Origin of the sequence: Bradyrhizobium sp. SZCCHNR1051 (genome assembly GCF_032489615.1) — a bacterium.
GTDB lineage: Bacteria > Pseudomonadota > Alphaproteobacteria > Rhizobiales > Xanthobacteraceae > Bradyrhizobium.
In genome coordinates this window covers 132,831-149,379 of sequence record NZ_JAUEYJ010000019.1, presented here as the reverse complement: position 1 = coordinate 149,379, position 16,549 = coordinate 132,831, and the positions used below count along the sequence as shown (strand labels likewise).

Here is a 16,549-nt window from a genome sequence, read left to right as displayed (position 1 = left end):
CGTGGTCAGCGAAAACAAGTCGATCGGCGGACCGTGGATCGTAAGCAAATGGGGCGAATGCCATGAGGTTCTACACCTACTCTATGATTGCCCCTACACTCCGAGCACTGTTAACTTCTATAGAGTAAGGCCATGACTTCAGAAAAGTTGGATTTGACCGAAGCTCGGATACATTATGCGGTCGCCAATGGCCCGATTTTTCTCATGGAAAAATTGAAAACCGACCCAACAACTGTCGGCCTATCCAAACGCACCTCGCGCGAACTGATTAAAAGAATTCAAAACGATCTGACCGTCAAACCACGATCGCTTAATCAACTAACTAGGCCGTACGTTCATCTTGTAGCGCTCGGCCTGACCAGAGACATACAGTCGATGCGCAAAGTCGCAAAACTTGGTTCAGAGAATTACAAGTGGTTCTCGACCATAGCCAACATGCTGCTCGACGAGACATCACCAGCAACCATCGTGAAACTCGCGAACGTTAAGCAACCGACTGTAAGGATCGAGACATCCGCAGGTCCAACTTCAGCGAAGCTTCCGTAGGTCATCATGCATGTATCCTTCGTAGTACTTTCCTCGTCCGCATCAATTGATCAAGCGAGCAATCAGCTTAGTATATTTGGTATTCTTGAGGACGTGGGATCAGCTACGTTTCCGGCATTTGTATCAGGCGTACTTTGCGCTCATGTTATTCGCACAAAAGACGAGCCTAACGTTCTACCATTCACAATTTGCGCAGCAATGGAGGGCCAGAACGACATTCTATTCGAGTCGCCAGAAGTGCAGTTGCAATTTTCCGGAATGCTGAAGGCCCGCCTCGTGGCACACTTACCTCCTTTCGCAATACCTCATCCAGGTAAACTCAGCCTTTCTCTAAGAGCAAAGAAGAAGGTAATTGGAACTTGGGAAATGACCGTGAAAACTATCAACACCGATCCAAGGATCGAGGTGAACACGGAAGCAACTTCTCCGCCAAGAAAAATGGGATCGAAGAAGAGCAAGAAGAAGAAAACAAAACAGACCTAGGAGCGCTCCCCAAGTTCCATAGCCTGTCGTAGCGATCTTGGAATTCGCTGCGCTCTGCCGCCCGAAATGAAAGCAACCTTCACACGGGCACGCGCGAGCAATACCTCTCCTCGTCGACATTCCTGCAACAAGCTGATCGACGCTCCACTTACCACTTCTGGGACAGTCTCAACGTCGAGAACGTCATCTAGAATCGCCGGCTTTAGGAAATCGATACTCATCGACCTGACCACAAACGCGAAGCCAGGAACATCGGCGCTCACTGATTGGATTAATGCGCCCTGAGCAGTTCCGAGCAGCCGCATGTAGTTGGTACGACCGCGCTCCATAAAACGAAGATAGCTGGCGTGGTATACAATTTGACCAGCGTCAGTATCCTCGAAATAGACGCGAACCTTCATACGATGCCGTCCACTTTGGATCTGTCCATCCTCAAACATCATGCGTCTCGCCAACCGTTGGTCGATTATGACTTAAAGTAGACAATGTAAATCAAATCCGTGTCCTCGTAGTAGACCCGCACCTGCATGTGGTGGCGGCCGTCGCGGATCTCGCCGTCGAGATGTTGGTGGGTCAAGGGAAGCCCTCGATCGTCGGAAATGGCGATCGTTTCGCCCAGTTCAACGGCCAGCGCAAGAGCAGGCTAGCAAGAGCAGGCTAGCAAGAGCAGGCTACGACGTCACCTCCACAGGTTCCCTGCCGACGGTGACCAGCACGATCTCCGGCGGCATGCCGATCCGGACTGGCATGATGCTGCAGCCGAGGCCGCCGGAAACGATCACGTCGCATTGGGTGCGGATGTGGCCGTAGGCCAGATTGACGCCATTGCGCGCGGGAACGGCCGGCGACCAGCCGAGCACACGAACCTGCCCGCCATGCGTATGCCCGGAGAGCTGCAGCGCCACCCGCGACGGCACCCGGAGCGCAACGTCGGGCTCATGCGCCAGCAGGATCACCGGCGCGCTGTCCGTCACCTTGCGCAGCGTGCCCGCGAGATCATCGATGCCGATCCGCGGCACGGACCGGAAGCGCCTGGCCGGCATGTAGGCCAGCTGATCGCCGAGGCCGGCGAGCCAGAAGGCATGACCATTCTTGCTGAGCCGCACCACATCGTTCTCATAGACGGGAATGCCGGCGGCCTCGAGCGCCTTCTGGGCATACGGCGCGCCGCGGCCATCGCGCTGCACGGTTCGATCATCCCAGTAATCATGATTGCCCAGGATGGCGTGCACGCCCAGCGGCGCCTTGAGGCCGCCGAGCACCGGCGCCCACTCCGAAGCGTCGATGCGTCCGATGTGATGCCGATGACCAGCGACGTAGTCGCCGAGCAGGACGATCAGATCCGGCTGCAGCGCGTTGGTCCGCTGGACGATCCCGTCGATATGCGCCAGCGACATCCAGGGATCGCAAGCGTGGATGTCGGCGATCGCCGCGATCTTCAGTCTTAGACCAGCCGGCCAGTTGTGCGGATGGACGTGATAGTCGGTGACGCCGAGGCGCAGCGGCTCGACGCCGACGCCATAGGTCGCAGTCGAAAAACCGGTCGCGGCAAGACCGCCTGAGAATGACAGAAAGCGACGGCGTGACAGCATGGACGAACTCCTCGCACGCAATCCTTCTTCGATCATTGCAACCGATTTCGGGTGCGTCCGTGCAGATTGTCAGCAGATTCGTTAAGCATCGTCCTCACTGCCGAACAGGCCGAACTGGCTGGGATCGCGGTTCGGCTCGGCCATGCCGAGATGCCGGAACGCATGCGAGGTCAACAGCCGGCCGCGCGGCGTGCGCTGCAGATAGCCGCACTGGATCAGATAGGGCTCGATGATGTCCTCGATCGCGTCGCGCGGCTCCGACAGCGCCGCCGCCATGGTCTCGACGCCGACCGGCCCGCCGCCGTAGTTCAGGGCGATGGTCGAGAGATAGCGCCGGTCCATTGCATCGAGCCCGGCGGCATCGACCTCGAGCGCGCTCAGGGCGTGATCGGCGATGGCGCGATCAATCGCGCTGGCGTTCGCCGCCGAGGCGAAGTCACGCACCCGGCGCAACAGCCGGCCGGCGATGCGCGGAGTGCCGCGGGCGCGGCGCGCGATTTCGTTGGCGCCGTCGGCGGTCATGCCAACGCCGAGCACGCGGGCACCGCGCGTCACGATGCCCTCCAGCTCCTCGACCGTGTAGAAGTTCAGCCGGATCGGGATGCCGAAACGATCACGCAGCGGATTTGTCAGCAGGCCTGCGCGCGTCGTCGCGCCGACCAGCGTGAACTTCGACAAGTCGATCTTCACCGAGCGCGCCGCCGGCCCCTCGCCGATGATGAGATCGAGCTGGAAATCCTCCATCGCGGGATAAAGTACTTCTTCGACCGCCGGGCTGAGACGATGGATCTCGTCGATGAACAACACGTCGCGCTCTTCGAGGTTCGTCAGCAGCGCCGCCAGATCGCCGGCCTTGGCGATGACCGGGCCCGACGTGGCGCGGAAGCCGACGCCGAGCTCGCGCGCGACGATCTGGGCCAAGGTGGTTTTGCCAAGACCGGGAGGACCGACGAACAGCACATGGTCAAGCGCCTCGCCGCGCTTGCGCGCCGCCTCGATGAAGATCGACAGATTGGCGCGCGCCTGCTGCTGGCCGACGAACTCGGAGAGCTGCTGCGGACGCAGCGCAGTGTCACCGACATCGTCGGAGCGCCGCTCAGGACTGACCATGCGCGCAGGCGGCTTCATTCGTTGCCGCGCCTGTATTTGTTCGGCAGCAGCTCGCCGATCGTCACCGCCGCAGGCCCCTTACCGTTCGACGGCACGATGACACGCGCCTTCGCATCGTAGTCATGGATCAGCTCGCGGCAGGTGCCGCAGGGCGAAACCACGGCGACCTCGCCCGGCTCACCCGGCTTGGGATGACGCACCGCGACGATGGTCTCGATGCCGTGATCGCCGTGCTCGGTGATGGCGCGGCCGATCGCGATCGCCTCGGCGCAGACGGCGTTGCGGCCGAGATAGGCGTCGATGTTGACGCCGGTGATGATGCGGCCGTCGCGGGTGCGCATGGCGGCGCCGACCTCCTGCCAGTCGTTGCGGTAGCGGCTCTTGACCGCTGATGCCGCCGCCTCGATCAGCTCCTTGTCCTTCTTGCTCACCATGGGGGAAATGATTGTCCTTCTGCTCGCCCGGCCGAGCGACGATAGCCTATTTCGCCAGCTCCTTGAGGCCGAGGCGGATGAGTTGCGCGGTCTCGGCCTTGTCGCCGGCCGCGCGAGATGCTGCCGCGATCGCGGCGGCCGCCTGCGGCTGGCCATAGCCGAGATTGATGAGTGCGGAGATGGCATCCGCGATGGGCTGCGGCGCGCGCTGCTCCTCGATCGCACCAGACAGCCTGACCACGCCGGGATCGACATCGGCGAAGGCCGGCGCCTTGTCCTTCAGCTCGGTCACGATGCGCTCGGCGACCTTGGGGCCGACGCCCGGCGTGCGCGCCACCGCCGCCTTGTCGCGCAGCGCGATGGCGTTGGCGAGATCGGCCGGCGGCAACGTGCCGAGCACGGCGAGGGCGACCTTGGCGCCGACGCCCTGCACCGTCTGCAAAAGGCGAAACCATTCCCGTTCGACATCCGAGCGAAAACCGAACAGCTTGATCTGGTCCTCGCGCACATAGGTCTCGATCGACAATGTGGCGGCTTCACCCGGCGACGGCAAGGCCTGCAACGTCCGCGCCGAGCAGTGCACCTGATAGCCGACGCCGCCGACGTCGAGGATGACGAAATCCTCGGTGGTGGAATCGATCAGCCCCTTGAGCTTGCCGATCATAGCCCGGCCACCTTCATGCGCAGCGCCTGGCCCTGGCGGTGATGGGCGTGGGTGATGGCGATGGCGAGCGCGTCCGCTGCGTCCGCCGACGGCGGCTCGGCCTTGGGCAGCAGGATCTTCAGCATCACCGCGATCTGGCCCTTGTCGGCATGGCCAGCGCCCACCACGGTCTTCTTGACCTGGTTGGGGGCGTATTCGGCCACCGAAATCCCGAACATGGCCGGCGCCAGCATGGCGATGCCGCGGGCCTGGCCGAGCTTCAGGGTCGCAACACCATCCTTGTTGACGAAGGTCTGCTCGACCGCGGCTTCCATCGGGGCAAAGCGGCCGAGCACGGCCGAAAGCCCCTCATGGATCGCCAGCAGCCGGCTCGCCAGCGGCAGGTCGTCGGGCGGCTCCACCGAGCCGCAACCGACATAGATCAGCCGGTTGCCTTCGCTCTCGATCACCCCCCAGCCGGTGCGGCGGAGGCCGGGATCGATCCCAATGATACGGACGGCTGCGCGAATCGGCTGGGCTTTCATGGGATAGAGATAGCCTTGCGCCACACCGATGGAAACATAAACGGAACGGACGAACGACGTGGTTAAGCGTCCGTCAACCGCCCATCTTCGCCATCAGCGCGTCCGAGATCTCGAAATTGGCATAGACGTTCTGGACGTCGTCGTGCTCGTTCAGCAGATCCATCAGCTTCAGCAGCTTCTCGGCGGTCTCGTCGTCGACCGCCACGGTGTTCTGCGGCTTCCAGGTCAGCGCCGCCTTGCGCGGCTCGCCGAACTTGGCCTCGAGATTCTTGGCGACCTCGCGCAGGCTCTCCGGCGAGGCATAGATCTCGTGCCCCCCCTCGCCCGAGATCACGTCGTCGGCGCCAGCCTCGATGGCGGCGTCCAGCACCGCGTCATCCGAGGCGACGCTGCGGTCGTATTCGATGATGCCGACGCGGTCGAACATGAACGACACCGAGCCGGTCTCGCCGAGATTGCCGCCGGATTTGGTGAAGTAGGAGCGGATGTCGGAGGCGGCGCGGTTGCGGTTGTCGGTCAACGCCTCGACGATGACGGCGACGCCGCCCGGGCCATAGCCCTCGTAGCGGATCTCGTCGTAATTGTCGCCTTCGCCGCCGAGCGCCTTCTTGATGGCGCGCTCGATGTTGTCCTTGGGCATGTTCTCGGCCCGGGCGGCGACCACCGCGGCCCGCAGCCGCGGGTTCATCGCCGGGTCCGGCGTGCCGAGCTTGGCGGCGACGGTGATTTCGCGCGCCAGCTTGCCGAACAGCTTGGACTTCATCGCATCCTGCCGGCCCTTGCGATGCATGATGTTCTTGAATTGGGAATGGCCGGCCATGCGAGGTCTCTTGAAATCGTAGGGGATCAGGTGGGGGAAGCGCGGCCTTATAGGCCGGGAATCGTCAAAATCAAAGATTTGAGGTGGATTCAGGGTGGCCGCCCCCTTCGAAGAGCCGGTTGGCTGCCCTGCACCATAAGCCAAATGTTAACCACGGCTTCACAGTCAAGTGCAACGATGCCGCCCCTCTGCACCTTTTCACCGCACCGGGGCCGCCCCATGGCGTTTGGTTTCCTTGCAAGACGACCCTCTGCGCCCGATCCGGTGGCTGAACCGAAACCGGTGGCCGCGCCGGAGCCGCCGGCGTCGTCGGATGCCGATTCGGCCAAGGCCATCCTCGACCTGCTGGAGCTGGAACTCGGCGGCATGATTCGCCAGCTCGAGCGCGCCGCCGATGCGGTCGCCAGCGGCGCCGAGGCGACGGCGGGGACGCTGACGGACATTCGCCAGCGCGCCGATGCGCTGAGCGGCCGCAGCAGCGCCGCGCAAGGAACGGCGGCGACGTTCGCCCACGCCGCAGAGAAGGTGACCCAGTCCGCCCACGGTATCCGTGCCCAGGTCCAGGACGGCGGCCAGCTCGCCGACCAGGCCAGCGCCGCCGCCACGGAAGCCCGGGCCAACGTCGACCGCCTGCGCGAATCCTCGGCGGCGATCGGCAACGTCGTCAACCTGATCTCCCAGATCGCGCGCCAGACCACCCTGCTCGCGCTCAACTCGACCATCGAGGCCGCTCGCGCCGGCGAAGCCGGCCGCGGCTTCGCGGTGGTGGCGACCGAGGTCAAGGCGCTTGCCGTCCAGACCCAGAACGCGACCGAGGAGATCACCCGCAAGATCGAGGCACTGCAGAAGGACGCCGCCGGCTCGGCCGACGCCGTCCACCGCATCGCCCAGGCGATCGAGGCGATCCGCCCGGTCTTCACCAACGTCAACGGCGCCGTCGCCGAGCAGAACCAGACCACCGGCGAGATGTCGAACAATGCGGCGCAGGCCTCGCAGTTCATATCCTCGGTGGTCGACAGCGCCGCTGACATCAGCAGCGCCACCCAGCAGGCCGAGAGCTATGGCGAGCGCGTCACGAACGCCGGGCGCGCCGTAACCATGTACGCCCAGAAGCTGAAGGCGCGCTGTGCCGTGCTGCTGCGCCAGGGCGATCGGCCCGTACGCAGCGGCAGCGAGCGCCTGCCTTGCCATCTCAAGCTCGAGATCAAATCCGGCGCCCGCACGATCACGGCCGCGGTCTACGAGATTGCCAACGACGGCGTGCTGATCACCGGCCCCGACGCGAGCCGTCTCGCCGTGAACGAGGGGGTCGACGCCGTGCTGGAGGACGTCGGCCCGTGCCGCCTGCGCGTCACCGAGCAGGTGAAGGCCGGCGCCCAGGCGCGGTTCGATGCGCCCAATGCCGAGCTGCGCGAGAAGATCGAGGACAAGCTCTGGGCGCTGCACGAGGAGAACAACGAGTTCGTCACCCGCGCCATGGAAGCCGGCACCGAGCTGAACCGGATGTTCGAAAGCGCCGTCGCGCGCGGCGAGATCACGCTCGAGGACATGTTCGATACCAACTATGTCGAGATCCCCGGCACCAATCCGCAGCAGCACCGCAGCCGGATTCTCGACTGGGCCGAGCGCGTGCTGCCTTCGTTCCAGGAGGCCTTCCTCGCCAAGGACCAGCGCATGGCGTTCTGCGTCGCGATCGATCGCAACGGCTATCTGCCGGTGCACAACCGGATCTATTCGCATCCGCAGCGGCCGGGCGACGCAGCCTTCAACACCGCCAACAGCCGCAACCGCCGCATCTTCAACGATCCGGCCGGGCTCGCCGCGGGCCGCAACCAGCGGCCCTATCTGATCCAGAGCTACGCGCGCGACATGGGCAACGGCAACACCGTCATGATGCGCGAAATCGACGTACCGATCCGGGTCCGCGGCCGGCACTGGGGCGGCTTCCGCACCGCCTACAAATTGTGAGTCGAGCGGTGATTTTCTGATCCTTTCAAGCCCTGGAGCCTGGACATGTCGTTCGCGCAACGCGCCATTCTGGAAAGTCACGACGCGCGCACCGGCGCCGAGCGGCTGATCGACGAGATCGCCGACCGCATCGGCGGCCTCGGCGTCGAGCTTGCCGACGTCGCCGGCAACGTCCAGGAGGTCGCCGCCCGCGTCAGCTACCAGTCGCAGCGGTTCGGGCATCTGCAGGCCACCGCCAAGACCATGGTCGCGGCCAATCACGACATCGCCACCGCCTCGCAGGCGGTGCAATCGGCCACGACCGCCGCAGTGGGCGACATCGCCCAGTCGCGCAGCGTGGTCGACACCGCGGTGCGGCACATCGCCGAATTGGTCGACTCCGTCGAGCGGATCGAGCAGCGGCTCGGCTCGGTCGGCGATGCGCTGTCGCAGGTCGCCAAGGTCTCGGTCGCGATCGAGGCGATCGCCAAGCAGACCAACCTGCTGGCGCTGAACGCCACCATCGAGGCGGCCCGTGCCGGCAGCGCCGGCCGGGGCTTCGCTGTCGTCGCCAGCGAGGTGAAGTCGCTCGCCGAGGCGACTCGCCAGGCCACGCAGCAGATCGGCGACACCCTGCGCGGGCTCGACTCGCAGGTGAAGAGCCTGCTCGGCGAGAGCGGCCAGGCCTCGTCGCGCGCCAAGACCGCGGGTGAAGGCGCCCAGCAGATCGGCGGCATCATCGTCCGCGTCCAGGACGGCTTCACCAGCGTCGGCCAGGAGATCGACGGCGTGGCGAAGGCCGCGACCTCCAACCTCGCGCATTGCGACACGGTCATCACCGAGCTCAACGAGCTCGCCAAGGGCGTCGACCAGTCCTCGGTCGAGCTCAAGCAGGCCGACAGCCGGATCGCCAAGCTGCTCGATCATTCCGAGGCGCTGATCGGGCTGATCGCCGAGAGCGGCGTACAGACCACGGACGCGCCGCTGATCCAGTCCGTCGTCGACACCGCCCGGCAGATCTCGGCGACCTTCGAGGCGGCGATCGACCGCGGCGAGATCACGCTCGCCGACCTGATGGACGAGAGCTATCGCGAGATCCCCGGCACCAATCCCAAGCAGTACATGACGCGCTACGTCGAGTTCACCGACCGCGTCCTGCCGGCGATCCAGGACCCGATCCAGGGCAGCGACCCGCGCATCGTGTTCTGCGTCGCCTGGGCGCGCGGCGGCTATCTGCCGACGCACAATCCGAACTACCGCAAGCCGCAGGGGCCCGATCCGGTCTGGAACAACGCCAACTGCCGCAACCGCCGGCTGTTCGACGACCGCGCGGTGAAGAAGGTGGCCGCCGCCAGCAACAAGCCGTTTCTGCTCCAGACCTACCGCCGCGACATGGGCGGCGGGCAGTTCGTGCTGATGAAGGACCTGTCCGCGCCGATTGTCATCAAGGGCCGCCATTGGGGCGCGTTCCGGATGGGTTTTCGCCTCAAGGCCTGACGCAGGCTCTCATTCTCCCCAGAACGCCGGCCTCGTCTGCGACAGCCGGCCGCCGATGCGCACCGGCGCGACCTTGATCGCAAGCCCGGTGCCGTTGTCGGTCTCGACCGCCACACCGCTCAACGTCGCCTCGCCGGAGGCCGGCTCGAAGCGCGCCGACGGGATGCCCGACTGGAAGCGGCGCAGCGGCTCGTCCTTCTGCATGCCGATAATGGAGTCGTAATCGCCGGTCATGCCGGCATCGGTCATGTAGGCGGTGCCGCCGGGCAGGATCCGGTGATCGGCCGTCGGCACATGCGTATGGGTGCCGACGACGAGGCTGGCGCGGCCGTCGCAAAAATAGCCCAGGCCCTGCTTCTCGCTGGAGGCCTCGCAATGCACGTCGACCACGATCGCATCCGCCGCCTCGCGCAGCGGGCAGGCGCCGAGCTCGCGGCCGACCGCCGCGAACGGATCGTCGAACGGCGTCATGAACACGCGCCCGAGCACGTTGACCACCAGCGCGCGGGCACCGTTCTTGGCGTCGATCAGCGCGGCGCCACGGCCGGGCGTGCCTGCCGGATAGTTCGCAGGGCGCACCAGGCGCGGCGCGCGCTCGATGAACACCAGTGCCTCGCGCTGATCCCAGGAGTGGTTGCCGAGCGTGACCGCGTCGGCGCCGGCATCGACGAGCTCCTGATAGATCGCCTCGGTGATGCCGAATCCGCCGGCCGCGTTCTCGCCATTGACGATGACGAGATCGAGCGCCCAATCGCGGATCAAGCCTGGAAGGTGGTCCGAGACGGCGCTGCGGCCGGCCCGGCCGACGACGTCGCCGACGAAGAGAATTCGCAACTCAATTGCTCCGGAAATCCAAGGTCTCGCGCTCGGTTAGCACATAATCCAGCGCCGCGTCGTGGGCCAAGGCCGGGATGGCCTCGGTTTCCTGAATGGCGAAGCCGAGGCCGACGCCGATGACGTGATGCATCTTCCGCAGGTGCGAAAAGGTGTAGTCGTAGTAGCCCCCGCCGTAACCGATGCGGTGGCCGGTGCGGTCGAAGGCGGCGAGCGGCACCAGCATCACATCGGGCACCAGCTCGGCGGCTGCCGGCGACGGCTCGGGGATGCCGAGCGACCCGAGCGTCAGCCGGTCGCCCGGCGCGAAGGCGCGGAACGAGAGCGAATGGCCGCGCGCCAGCACGACCGGCAGCGCCAGCCGCGCCCCCTGCCCCGCCAGCTCACGCAGCAACGGCATCGGATCGAGCTCGTTGCGGACCGGCGCATAGCCGGAGACGACCGTGCCGGGCTCGAATGCGAAGGGGAGCCCGCGCGCGGCGATCGCCTGCGCGGCCGCGCTCCGCGTCTCGTCGCTCAACGCGTCGCGCGCGACAAGGGCTGCGGCTCGGAGCTGCTGCTTGGTGTGCTGAGCGGCCTTCATCGGCATGCGACGTGACCTCCGTGACGGGCGGGCGGACGCGGGCACGCAAACGTTACAGAAACGCAGCAGGTCGGCAACCGAAGGGGAGAGGAGAGACGGAAAACAAGCGCGAAGCCGCAATCGCCGTTGAAACGCTCGATCCCGGAGTTCCCTACGAAAGTAGGTGGGCACCATATGTCCAGGTCCACAGACCTGGCCAGGGACAGTTCCCTAAAGGATCGATAAGGCCCCGGGGATATGTTGGTTCCGGACGCGCGTCGCAGCCTCGCAGTTGCAATGTAACCATCACGGGATGATTTTGCCAGCGGTGGAAGCGGATCGAGGCGCGACACGGTTGCCAACAGTCGGCGTCGTCGCCCGGCCCGACCGGGCGCGCAGTACGCCGTGACGGCGATGGCGAAGTCGAGGGACCGCGGCGCACACTGCGCCGGCGATGACAGCGATGGGGCGGCGGCAACACAACAGAACATGCCATGGGCTCGCGTCCTCGCGACGCGTTGCGTCCGAGCTGTTGATCTCGATCGCCCCCCTCAAGACAGAGGGCACAGGGAAGGCCGGGCGTCGGCTGACGCCCGTGGCCCGCCTGCTCAAAAAAATGCAGGCGGCAGGTACCACAGGTGCAGCCGGAAACACCCGGCCTTCCCTGCGCGACGGTTTGAACGGCTGCTTCGCGATCTCCTTGGTGCGCCGGGCTTGTTGGCCACCATGCGCGACAACGCGCTTGCGCGCATTGCGCGGGACACCAGCATCGGGGTGTCAGGACCACGCGACTTGACCGTACGTGCATCGCCGTTCGTCCGCGTGAAGTAGCTCACGCTGCGGCAATCCACGCCCATCGCATCCCACTGCCAACGGTCCGTGACGGTCGCGAAACGCCCCTCATGCGGCAGCAGGACGGGCGAAAAGATCGACCTGATTTGCCCGACGAGGCTGGGCAAGAATCCGAATTAGGGGGGTGAGAGGGCTCGGCGCGGTGCAATTTCGAGCCATGACTGCATCATGGTCCAGAATCGGATCAGGGCAAGCGAAACCGCCTCCGATGCGCCCCTCGCTTCGCCGGAAGTGGCATGTAGAGCTGCAAGAGCCCATTCGGCGATGCGGGCGAGGAAGTCGTCGAAGCCGAGAATGTTGAGGGCGCGGGTGAGATTGTAGCAGAGCGCCATGAGGCTCCATTCCCCGCGAACCTTGTCGAAGCCGCGGACAAGGAAGTGCTGATAGCCGGCGCGGCACTTGAGCGTGCCGAACGGGTGCTCGACGATGGCCGAGCGGCGGCGCATCAATTGGCCGGCCTGTTCGCTCGCCATCCTCTGGCGGTGACGATCCAGCACCTCTTCGTGCTCCCATCGAGAGACGCGGCGGCTTTTTTCCTTCGCAGAGAGACAAGACGCCTTGAGGGGGCAGATGCCGCAAGTCGCCACGGAGGCCAGGTAGCGGCGTTCCATCCTGCCGCTCGTATTCTTCCAGAGCTTCTTTGTTGGATGCAGCGCTTGGTCTGCGGGACACTGGTAGGTGTCGGTCGCGGAATTGTAGGTGAAGTCACCTCGCGTGAAGCGACCGTGCTTCTTGCCATTGCCGTGATGCAGCGGGACATAGGCGGTGACGCCGTCATCCTCGCAAGCCTTGATATCCTCGCTGTTGTAATAGCCGACATCTGCCAGTATCTGCAGCGCCTCGACCTGGAGGCCCTCCTTGGCCGCCTTCGCCATCATATGAAGGTGTCCTGTATCGCTGCGATTGACGACCTCGCTGGCGATGATCAGCTTATGCTTGTCGTCGACGACGCTCTGGACATTGTAGCCTGCGATCGTCTGGTCGCCCTTGCTCAGCAGTCGCGCATCGGAATCGGTCTTCGACACCTGTCCCTTGTCGCCCTTGTCCAGGTTCTCCAGATCGGACTGTGCGCGTTCACGCCTGGCCATCAGCTCCTTGATCTTGTCCCCGACATCGCCGCCATCCTTGTTGCCATCCTTGCCGTCGTCGGGCTGCTTGGCTTCCGCCGCGTCGTTGGTGTCGAGAGACTTGCCGTACGCCTCAATCTCCTCATCGAGCTTGGCGATCTGTTTGGCGAGCTTCCCGCGCGTGAAGATGCTGTCCTTGCTGGCATTGCCGTGGAACAGCGCGCCGTCGACCGCGACCAGGGTCCCGCCGATCAACCCGATCTCCTGCAGCAACAGGACGAAGCTACGGTTCGCCGCCTTCAAGGCAGCCCAGTTCTCCTTGCGGAAGTTCGCAATCGTCCGATAGCCGGGCTTCAGGTTCCTCAACAACCAGATCAGCTCCAGATTGCGGCCGGCTTCACGCTCGAGCCGGCGCGACGATCTGATCTGGTTCAGATAACCATAGAGATAAAGCTTCAGCAGGTCCGCCGGATCGTACGGCGGCTGCCCGACACCCGATCCCCTCCGCTTGGCGTGGCGGAAGCCAAGCTTGGCCAGATCGAGAGCGTTGACGTAGCTGTCAATCGCACGAACCGGATTGTCCGGCCCGACATAATCCTCAATCCGAGGCGGAAGCAGGCTCTTTTGATCGCGGCTCTCGCCGCTCTTGAACGGCCGATTCGTCATGCCCCCAAATCTTACCGTGAACACTGAGTTCTTGCCCAGCCTCGACGTGACAAGCCGCGCAGCCTGCGACATCGTAACGCGACGGGCAGTTTGCGCATGATGGATATGTGCGGATTGCCCGTCATGCAGTTTACGACGTGCATCTGCTCGCGTGCCGCCAGCCCAGCATTCCGCCGTCGTCCCGGACTAGCGCGCCCTTGCGCCGAAGCAATCCAGGATCTCTCCGCAGATGCAGTCTTGATTGCTTCGCTGCGCTCGCAATGACGCCGTGGCGATGACGGCGCTCCCGCGGCAGCGCCGTGTCGGCAGCGCATAGTGTCGCCACGATTGGGGCTCATCGGTCGAAGCTGAGGTTGTGGCAGATCATGCCCACATCCCAATGCCGTGTATCGTACATTGGAGTCCTGGCATGCGCTTCGATCTCAAAACTGTCACGGCCGCCTGCGCGCTGCTGATCGCGTCGGCTGCTGCGAGCCTCGCCGCCGACGTCAAGATTCATCGCGTCTCGATCCAGGTCGATCAGAACGATCCGGCGATCATGAATCTGGCGCTGAACAACGTCACCAACATCATGGAGACGTTCAAGGAGAAGGGCGAGGAGGTCGAGATCGAGCTCGTCACCTATGGACCCGGGCTGAACATGCTGCGCGAGGATACCTCGCCGGTGAAGGACCGGCTCAAGCAGATCGCAGAGCTCAGCTTTCCCGCCAAGATCAGGTTCTCCGCCTGCAACATCACCAAACGCGGCATGGAGAAACGCGAAGGACATCCGATTGCGATCGTCGCCGAAGCGAGCCTGGTGCCCTCGGGCGCAGTGAGGCTGATGGAATTGCAGGAGAGCGGCTGGAGCTACCTGAAACCTTAGGTAGTTTTTGCCCCAAAACTGCCAGGTTTAGGGCTCATTGAGATACGATCTTGGATTGATCTGTGTCATCAGTCTGCTCGGGGGAATGGCGAGCAGACGCGATCGGGGACTAGTCACATGCACAGAGTACTCGCCCGGCCAGCGCTGCTGGTGCTGGCAACGCTTTCGGCTGCCTTGCTCACCCCCGTCGGCGCGGTGCGGGCGCAAGAGCAGTCCGCCGCTCCGCTCTCGATCAAGCCTGCGCGCGCGTCCGAACGGCGGGCCGTCCAGCGTCGGGTCTCCGAGACCCGCGCGCCCGAGCCACGGAGCACCTCGGATGAAGCCGCCATCAAGACGCGTATGAACCAATGGACCGTCGGCCTGGCCGCGGGCCTGCCCGACGGCGGCTTCGTCCGCCTCGCCAGCGAGATGGCGCGGACGATGGACGATGGCGACAACATGCGCCTGATCCCGATGGTGACGCGCGGCACCACCTCGAACATCGCCGATCTCCTGTATCTGCGCGGCGTCGACGTCGCCGTCACCTACGCCGATGCGTTCGACTTCTACGCCAAGCAGGCCGGCCTTTCCAACATCAACGACCGCATCCGCTACGTGCTGCGCTTCTTCATCTCCGACGTGCACATCTATGCGCGCGAGGAGTTCAAGTCGCTGCAGGATCTGAAGGGCCAGAAGATCGCGGTTGGAACGGCCGGCGTTGCCGCCGCGCATACGGGGCAGCTGATCTTCCGGCGCCTCGGCATCGACATTGAGCCTGTCGCCATCGGTGGTCCTGTTGCGCTGGAGAAGCTGCACAAGGGCGAGATCGCCGCGATGGTCTATGTCGCCTCCAAGCCCGGCGAGCTGTTCAGCGGCAAGAAGGCGGATCCTGGATTCCACTTCGTGCCGGTGCCGTACACGCAGCAATTCTCGGATTTCTACTATCCGACCAGCATCAAGGCCGACACCTATCCGGGACTGGTCGCACCTGACACCGCCGTGGAAACCATCGCTGTGCCGTCGGTGCTGGCCGTCTACAACTGGAAGCCGGGCAGCGACCGCGCCGACCGCGTCAATCGCTTCGTCGATGCGCTGTTCACCAACCTCGCGCGGCTGCAGCAGCCGCCGTTCCATCCGGGCTGGAAGGATCTCAATCTCGAGGCCCAGGTGCCGGGCTGGCAGCGCTATCCCTATGTCGACGCCGTGCTGGAGCGGATGAAGAACGAGGCCAATGTCGGCCTGCCGCCCGCCGCGACCGGCAGTCTGTCGCAGCAGGAGCGCTTCGAGGCCTTTCTCGAATCGCAGGCCAAGGCGCCGACGTCGAAGGCGGAGAAGGAGGAGCTGTATCGCTCGTTCTTGGACTGGAGCCGCAAGCGGCAGGGGAGGTGAGGCGATCGGGCTCACAGCGATCGCCTCTACGCCGGATGACGTCATTGCGTGGTGGCACGCAGGCTGAGCGGGATCAGCTCAACAACAACGCCATGCCCGGGTCCCCCTTGGCCATGGCGCGCTGATAGGCCGGGCGGGCGCCGATGCGCGCGAGGTAGGCGCGGATGTTCGGGAACGGCGCGAGGTCGTAGGGCAGGAAGTAGCGCATGGTGGTGAGTGAAAACACCGTCATGATGTCGGCGGCGGTAAGCGCGCCGCCTGCCAGATAGTCCGCCTCGCCGCAGCGCGTCTCGACGGCTGCAAAGGCGCGGTCGAGCCGCCCCCTGATAGCGCCGAGCACGGGATTGTCGTCCGGCAGATTGAGCCGGTTGAGGATCATGAGCCGGCCCATCGCGGCTTGCAGGGTGCCGTTGGCGAAATGAAGCCAGTAGAGGAACGGCGCGAAGCTCGGATCGTCCGGCCTGGGCCGCAACCGACCGTGGCCGTATTTGGCGATGATGTACTCGACGACCGCGCCGGACTCGGCGAGCACCAGCTCGCCGTCGGTGATCACGGGCGCCGCGCCGATCGGATGCAGCGCCTTGTACTCGGGCGGCGCCAGCATCGTCCGGGCGTCGCGCGTGTAGCATTTCAGTTCGTACGAAATTTCCAGCTCCTCGCAGAGCCAGACGATACGTTCGGACTGCGACTTGCCGAGGTGATGAACCGTGAGCATGCG

18 protein-coding genes and 1 other RNA gene are annotated in these 16,549 nt (G+C 64.5%); 6 read left to right on the top strand and 13 right to left on the bottom strand.

What is annotated here, in order from left to right:
* The first annotated feature begins 132 nt into the window (after nucleotides 1-132).
* Complete coding sequence (locus tag QW868_RS23350; protein WP_316231608.1) at nucleotides 133-546, top strand: hypothetical protein; 414 nt, start codon at nucleotides 133-135, stop codon at nucleotides 544-546.
* A gap of 6 nt (nucleotides 547-552) precedes the next feature.
* Nucleotides 553-1,029 carry a hypothetical protein gene (locus tag QW868_RS23345; RefSeq protein WP_316231607.1) on the top strand — a complete coding sequence of 159 codons (477 nt, stop codon included), beginning with the start codon at nucleotides 553-555 and terminating at the stop codon, nucleotides 1,027-1,029.
* Here QW868_RS23345 and QW868_RS23340 read toward each other — a convergent pair.
* The 7 genes from QW868_RS23340 to QW868_RS23305 form a co-directional block, all read right to left on the bottom strand.
* On the bottom strand, nucleotides 1,026-1,472 hold the full coding sequence (locus QW868_RS23340; RefSeq protein ID WP_316231606.1) for a YbgC/FadM family acyl-CoA thioesterase: 447 nt from the start codon (nucleotides 1,470-1,472) through the stop codon (nucleotides 1,026-1,028). The two genes, QW868_RS23345 and QW868_RS23340, sit on opposite strands and share 4 nt — an antisense overlap.
* A 228-nt stretch (nucleotides 1,473-1,700) precedes the next feature.
* Entirely contained in the window at nucleotides 1,701-2,621 is a 921-nt protein-coding gene (locus QW868_RS23330) for a metallophosphoesterase (RefSeq protein ID WP_316231605.1), read from the bottom strand.
* A gap of 81 nt (nucleotides 2,622-2,702) precedes the next feature.
* A complete protein-coding gene (gene ruvB, locus QW868_RS23325; protein WP_315753251.1) occupies nucleotides 2,703-3,749 on the bottom strand; it encodes a Holliday junction branch migration DNA helicase RuvB in 1,047 nt (348 codons plus the stop codon).
* Nucleotides 3,746-4,165: a cytidine deaminase gene (locus QW868_RS23320; RefSeq protein ID WP_015664393.1), complete on the bottom strand. Its 420-nt coding sequence runs from the start codon at nucleotides 4,163-4,165 to the stop codon at nucleotides 3,746-3,748. The genes ruvB and QW868_RS23320 overlap by 4 nt, the downstream gene beginning before the upstream one ends.
* Nucleotides 4,166-4,211: 46 nt before the next feature.
* On the bottom strand, nucleotides 4,212-4,829 hold the full coding sequence (gene ruvA, locus QW868_RS23315; RefSeq protein WP_315775404.1) for a Holliday junction branch migration protein RuvA: 618 nt from the start codon (nucleotides 4,827-4,829) through the stop codon (nucleotides 4,212-4,214).
* The gene (gene ruvC / locus QW868_RS23310) at nucleotides 4,826-5,353 is read right to left on the bottom strand and encodes a crossover junction endodeoxyribonuclease RuvC (protein ID WP_315775405.1); all 528 of its coding nucleotides are present in this window, start codon (nucleotides 5,351-5,353) and stop codon (nucleotides 4,826-4,828) included. The genes ruvA and ruvC overlap by 4 nt, the downstream gene beginning before the upstream one ends.
* 73 nt (nucleotides 5,354-5,426) lie before the next feature.
* Nucleotides 5,427-6,173: a YebC/PmpR family DNA-binding transcriptional regulator gene (locus tag QW868_RS23305; RefSeq protein WP_315734381.1), complete on the bottom strand. Its 747-nt coding sequence runs from the start codon at nucleotides 6,171-6,173 to the stop codon at nucleotides 5,427-5,429.
* A 219-nt stretch (nucleotides 6,174-6,392) separates the two neighbouring features.
* Between QW868_RS23305 and QW868_RS23300 the strand changes: the two genes are divergently transcribed.
* Together QW868_RS23300 and QW868_RS23295 are read left to right on the top strand one after the other, a co-directional pair.
* The gene (locus QW868_RS23300; RefSeq protein WP_316231604.1) at nucleotides 6,393-8,141 is read left to right on the top strand and encodes a methyl-accepting chemotaxis protein; all 1,749 of its coding nucleotides are present in this window, start codon (nucleotides 6,393-6,395) and stop codon (nucleotides 8,139-8,141) included.
* Between the two features lie 45 nt (nucleotides 8,142-8,186).
* The gene (locus QW868_RS23295; protein ID WP_316231603.1) at nucleotides 8,187-9,617 is read left to right on the top strand and encodes a methyl-accepting chemotaxis protein; all 1,431 of its coding nucleotides are present in this window, start codon (nucleotides 8,187-8,189) and stop codon (nucleotides 9,615-9,617) included.
* Between the two features lie 9 nt (nucleotides 9,618-9,626).
* Here QW868_RS23295 and QW868_RS23290 read toward each other — a convergent pair whose 3' ends face one another.
* The 5 genes from QW868_RS23290 to QW868_RS23270 form a co-directional block, all read right to left on the bottom strand.
* A complete protein-coding gene (locus QW868_RS23290) occupies nucleotides 9,627-10,451 on the bottom strand; it encodes a TIGR00282 family metallophosphoesterase (RefSeq protein ID WP_316231602.1) in 825 nt (274 codons plus the stop codon).
* A 1-nt stretch (nucleotide 10,452) separates the two neighbouring features.
* The gene (locus QW868_RS23285; protein ID WP_315735678.1) at nucleotides 10,453-11,034 is read right to left on the bottom strand and encodes a 5-formyltetrahydrofolate cyclo-ligase; all 582 of its coding nucleotides are present in this window, start codon (nucleotides 11,032-11,034) and stop codon (nucleotides 10,453-10,455) included.
* Nucleotides 11,035-11,141: 107 nt separating this feature from the next.
* Nucleotides 11,142-11,303, bottom strand: a non-coding RNA gene (gene ssrS, locus QW868_RS23280) — 6S RNA.
* 318 nt (nucleotides 11,304-11,621) lie between these two features.
* Nucleotides 11,622-11,972: a hypothetical protein gene (locus tag QW868_RS23275; RefSeq protein WP_316231601.1), complete on the bottom strand. Its 351-nt coding sequence runs from the start codon at nucleotides 11,970-11,972 to the stop codon at nucleotides 11,622-11,624.
* A gap of 9 nt (nucleotides 11,973-11,981) precedes the next feature.
* Nucleotides 11,982-13,598 (bottom strand): IS1182 family transposase, encoded by a 1,617-nt coding sequence (locus tag QW868_RS23270; RefSeq protein WP_316231441.1) that lies wholly within the window; start codon nucleotides 13,596-13,598, stop codon nucleotides 11,982-11,984.
* A 409-nt stretch (nucleotides 13,599-14,007) separates the two neighbouring features.
* Between QW868_RS23270 and QW868_RS23265 the strand changes: the two genes are divergently transcribed.
* A complete protein-coding gene (locus QW868_RS23265) occupies nucleotides 14,008-14,463 on the top strand; it encodes a DsrE family protein (RefSeq protein WP_316182171.1) in 456 nt (151 codons plus the stop codon).
* 117 nt (nucleotides 14,464-14,580) lie between these two features.
* Nucleotides 14,581-15,831 carry a TAXI family TRAP transporter solute-binding subunit gene (locus QW868_RS23260; RefSeq protein WP_315775410.1) on the top strand — a complete coding sequence of 417 codons (1,251 nt, stop codon included), beginning with the start codon at nucleotides 14,581-14,583 and terminating at the stop codon, nucleotides 15,829-15,831.
* 73 nt (nucleotides 15,832-15,904) lie between these two features.
* Here the strand turns inward: QW868_RS23260 and QW868_RS23255 are convergent, their stop codons facing one another.
* Nucleotides 15,905-16,546, bottom strand: coding sequence for a glutathione S-transferase family protein (locus QW868_RS23255; protein ID WP_315797022.1), 642 nt, complete (start codon nucleotides 16,544-16,546; stop codon nucleotides 15,905-15,907).
* Nucleotides 16,547-16,549 lie beyond the last annotated feature (3 nt).

Coding starts and splice junctions, on each gene's coding strand:
- QW868_RS23305 (WP_315734381.1), bottom strand. CDS start 6,173: ATGGCCGGCCATTCCCAATTCAAGAACATCATGCATCGCAAGGGCCGG.
- QW868_RS23320 (WP_015664393.1), bottom strand. CDS start 4,165: ATGGTGAGCAAGAAGGACAAGGAGCTGATCGAGGCGGCGGCATCAGCG.
- QW868_RS23300 (WP_316231604.1), top strand. CDS start 6,393: ATGGCGTTTGGTTTCCTTGCAAGACGACCCTCTGCGCCCGATCCGGTG.
- QW868_RS23265 (WP_316182171.1), top strand. CDS start 14,008: ATGCGCTTCGATCTCAAAACTGTCACGGCCGCCTGCGCGCTGCTGATC.
- QW868_RS23260 (WP_315775410.1), top strand. CDS start 14,581: ATGCACAGAGTACTCGCCCGGCCAGCGCTGCTGGTGCTGGCAACGCTT.
- ruvB (WP_315753251.1), bottom strand. CDS start 3,749: ATGAAGCCGCCTGCGCGCATGGTCAGTCCTGAGCGGCGCTCCGACGAT.
- QW868_RS23255 (WP_315797022.1), bottom strand. CDS start 16,546: ATGCTCACGGTTCATCACCTCGGCAAGTCGCAGTCCGAACGTATCGTC.
- QW868_RS23345 (WP_316231607.1), top strand. CDS start 553: ATGCATGTATCCTTCGTAGTACTTTCCTCGTCCGCATCAATTGATCAA.
- QW868_RS23330 (WP_316231605.1), bottom strand. CDS start 2,621: ATGCTGTCACGCCGTCGCTTTCTGTCATTCTCAGGCGGTCTTGCCGCG.
- QW868_RS23340 (WP_316231606.1), bottom strand. CDS start 1,472: ATGATGTTTGAGGATGGACAGATCCAAAGTGGACGGCATCGTATGAAG.
- QW868_RS23285 (WP_315735678.1), bottom strand. CDS start 11,034: ATGAAGGCCGCTCAGCACACCAAGCAGCAGCTCCGAGCCGCAGCCCTT.
- QW868_RS23350 (WP_316231608.1), top strand. CDS start 133: ATGACTTCAGAAAAGTTGGATTTGACCGAAGCTCGGATACATTATGCG.
- ruvC (WP_315775405.1), bottom strand. CDS start 5,353: ATGAAAGCCCAGCCGATTCGCGCAGCCGTCCGTATCATTGGGATCGAT.
- QW868_RS23270 (WP_316231441.1), bottom strand. CDS start 13,598: ATGACGAATCGGCCGTTCAAGAGCGGCGAGAGCCGCGATCAAAAGAGC.
- ruvA (WP_315775404.1), bottom strand. CDS start 4,829: ATGATCGGCAAGCTCAAGGGGCTGATCGATTCCACCACCGAGGATTTC.
- QW868_RS23295 (WP_316231603.1), top strand. CDS start 8,187: ATGTCGTTCGCGCAACGCGCCATTCTGGAAAGTCACGACGCGCGCACC.